This is a genomic window from Parasphingopyxis sp., from assembly GCF_052168295.1.
Classification (GTDB): Bacteria; Pseudomonadota; Alphaproteobacteria; order Sphingomonadales; family Sphingomonadaceae; genus Parasphingopyxis.
The window spans coordinates 1-3105 of record NZ_JBQLZN010000025.1 but is presented as its reverse complement, the minus strand read 5'-3'; the positions used below and the strand labels follow the sequence as shown (position 1 = coordinate 3105).

Genomic DNA, 3105 nt, shown 5'->3' with positions numbered 1-3105 from the left:
GATGGCGGACGCAGCCTGACCGCGAAACAGGCCGCAAGGCCATTCCCTCGGAGGCGGGGCGGCGGACAATGTTGCCGCCCCGCCGATGGAGCGAACCCATGATCTTTCACCAGCTCTTCCATCCGCGCGCGAACGCCTTCGCCTATCTGATCGCCGGCCATGTCGGCGGCGAGGCGGTGATCGTCGATCCGATCCGCGAGGCGGTCGAGACCTATCTCGGCATTCTCGACAAGCTCGGTCTCAGGCTCGCCATGGCGATCGAAACGCATCTTCACGCCGACCATTTCGCTGGATCGGGCGTGCTGGCTGCGGCGACGGAATGCGGGATTGGGATGGGCGAGGAAACCCGCGCGGCGCCGGTCGATTACCGGATCGCGGATGGCGAACGTCTCGGCTTCGACGGTTTCGCACTTCGGGCGTTGCATACGCCGGGCCACACGCCGGATTCCTATTGCTTCGTGATGGACGACCGGGTGCTCACCGGCGATACGCTACTGATCAATGCGAGCGGGCGGACCGACCTGCCCGGCGGCGACGCCCATGCACATTTCCGCTCGCTGCACGAGACACTGCTGCGCCTGCCGGACGACATGCTCGTCTTTCCGGGGCACGACTATTTCGGTGCCAACGTCTCGACCATCGGCCATGAGCGCCGGCACAATCCGCGCCTCCAGCACCGCACGCCGGATGCCTATGCGGCGTGCATGGACGCGCTGGATTTGCCCTTTCCCCGAATGATGGAGGCCGCCATCCCCGCAAATCTCGATCTCGGCCGGCCGGCCGACGGCGATCTTCCGCAGAAAATGCGCGCCGCGACATGACTATCCTGCTCAGGCTTCTTCCGATTTTCTGCGCGCTGATCATGCTCGCGCCGGCCCCGGCACGCGCGGAAGTTGCGGTGACCATCCTCTACGACGCCTTCGGCGCCCATCCCGAAATGACGCGAGACTGGGGCTTTTCGGCGCTCGTCGAATATCGCGGACAGCGGATCCTGTTCGATACAGGCAACGATCCCGACACGCTCGCACACAATCTCGGCGCGGCGGGGGTCGATCTCGCCACGGTCGACTTCGCGATCGTCTCGCACCGCCATGGCGACCATATCGGCGGGCTTTCGCATGTGCTTTCCGAGCGCCCGGACCTGACTGTCTATACGCCGCGCGAGAATTTCAGCGTCTTCGGCATGGCCTTTTCCGGCGATTTCTTCCGTCAGGATCCAACGCTCCCTGCGCGCCTCCGCTATTTCGGTGGGAACCCACCGGCGGAGGTTGCGTTCGGCAGCGCCTGGCCGGATGGCGATTTCCGCTGGATCGGCGAGACGGTCGAGATTGCGCCGGGGCTCCACCTGATCGCCAACCATGGCGATTGGGGCGTCGATCTCGACGTGAAGGAGCTGTCGCTCGCGATCGAGACCGAGAACGGCCTGATCCTGATCGTCGGCTGCAGCCATCCAACCATCGAGACCATCGTCCGGACCGCGACCGAAGCGACGGGGCGGCCGGTCGACACGATCGTCGGCGGTCTCCACCTGCTGCCGGCCGATCATGCCGAGTTCCGGCGCGTCGCCGAAGCGCTGCGCGACGAATGGCGGGTGCAGCGTATCGCGCCGGGCCATTGTACCGGCGAACATGCGCTGGCGATCATCCGCGAGGTTTTCGGCGACGCGTTCATCGAAGCGGGCCTCGGGTCGACGATAGTGCGCTAGGAGCGGCGCCATCCGCTATACTGGCGATCTTTCCCGGTAATCACAGCATGATCGCCTCGCGCGCCATTGCCTCGGCTTTCAGGGGACATGCGCGCTAATCCCGGATATGAAGGCGCGCCAACGCCGATAAGGATAGCGCATGACCGCCCATGTCGATTTCCGGAACCGCCCGCGCGCGATAGAGACCACGCTTGCCGACGGCGCGCCGATCTGCCTGCGCCCGATCCGCCCCTCGGACGAGGAGGCGATAGAGCGCGGCATCCGCGAGCTGTCCGATCGGTCCCGCTATCTGCGTTTCTTTTCATCCTTCAAAAGCGCCCCGCCGTCGGTGATCGAGCGTCTGTCCGCGGTCGACGGGTTCGACCATATCGCCTGGGGCGCCGTCATGACCGGCGAGGATGGCGAGCCGCCGGTCGCCGCCGCGCATGCGATCCGCGACGGCGACAATCCGGACACCGCCGATCTCGCAATCGCCGTACTCGACGCCTATCATCATCGCGGGATCGCCCGCATCCTGCTGGCTACGCTTATGCTTGATTGCCGCGCGGCGGGGCTCACCGCACTGACCTTCGACATTCTCCACGCGAACAAGCCGGCGATTACGCTGGTCAAAGCCCTGGGCGCGCAAATCCATTCCAAGGAGTCGACCGTTATCACCTACAGTTTCGACGTGGACGAAACGCTGTCGCGGCTGCGCGGGATGGATGCGCCGCGCGCGCTCGGCGATGTCTTCGCGGCATTCGAAGGCAGGTGAGGGCAGGCGTCACGCAGGCGGCGGTCGATCACTCGATCCTACATATAAAGAATCCTTTATATGTCGCTTGCCATCGGCGCCGCAGGTCGGTACAAGCGCATTAACAACGGCCGCCCGATTCATCGCGCGGCCCTTCTTTTTGACCAACCGGATTACAGGAGCCCTTCATGGCCACCGACGTGCTTGAAGCCAAACAGGACTATATCGTCGCCGACATCAGCCTCGCCGATTACGGCCGGCGCGAGCTCGATATTGCCGAAACCGAAATGCCGGGCCTGATGGCCACGCGCGAGGAATATGGGCAGGAACAGCCGCTGAAGGGCGCACGCATTGCGGGCTGCCTGCACATGACGATCCAGACCGCCGCGCTGATCGAGACGCTGACCGCGCTTGGCGCCGAAGTCCGCTGGGCCTCGTGCAACATCTATTCGACGCAGGACCATGCCGCCGCCGTGATCGCGGCCTCGGGCGTTCCGGTCTTCGCCAAGAAGGGCGAGACGCTGGCCGAGTACTGGGAATATGTCGACCAGATTTTCCAGTGGGGCGACGAGCCCTGCAACATGATCCTCGACGATGGCGGCGATGCGACGATGTACATCATCTGGGGCGCGCGCGTCGAAGAGGGCGAGGAAATGCCCGCGCCGAC

Annotated in this window: 4 protein-coding genes; all 4 read left to right on the top strand. The window is 64.7% G+C overall.

Features of this window, described 5'->3' with window-relative positions; genetic code table 11:
• Window positions 1-821: MBL fold metallo-hydrolase (locus ACTS1Z_RS04105; protein WP_442623166.1), on the top strand; the 821-nt coding region annotated here is incomplete at its 5' end.
• A complete protein-coding gene (locus ACTS1Z_RS04100; protein ID WP_442623165.1) occupies window positions 818-1705 on the top strand; it encodes an MBL fold metallo-hydrolase in 888 nt (295 codons plus the stop codon). The genes ACTS1Z_RS04105 and ACTS1Z_RS04100, both read left to right, overlap by 4 nt.
• A 139-nt stretch (window positions 1706-1844) precedes the next feature.
• Window positions 1845-2459, top strand: coding sequence for a GNAT family N-acetyltransferase (locus tag ACTS1Z_RS04095; RefSeq protein WP_442623164.1), 615 nt, complete (start codon window positions 1845-1847; stop codon window positions 2457-2459).
• A gap of 167 nt (window positions 2460-2626) precedes the next feature.
• The coding region (locus ACTS1Z_RS04090; RefSeq protein ID WP_442623163.1) for an adenosylhomocysteinase at window positions 2627-3105 on the top strand (479 nt) is incomplete at its 3' end.

Bases quoted from the DNA above. Each gene is read 5' to 3' on its own strand.
- ACTS1Z_RS04100 (WP_442623165.1), top strand. From the start codon at position 818: ATGACTATCCTGCTCAGGCTTCTTCCGATTTTCTGCGCGCTGATCATG.
- ACTS1Z_RS04095 (WP_442623164.1), top strand. From the start codon at position 1,845: ATGACCGCCCATGTCGATTTCCGGAACCGCCCGCGCGCGATAGAGACC.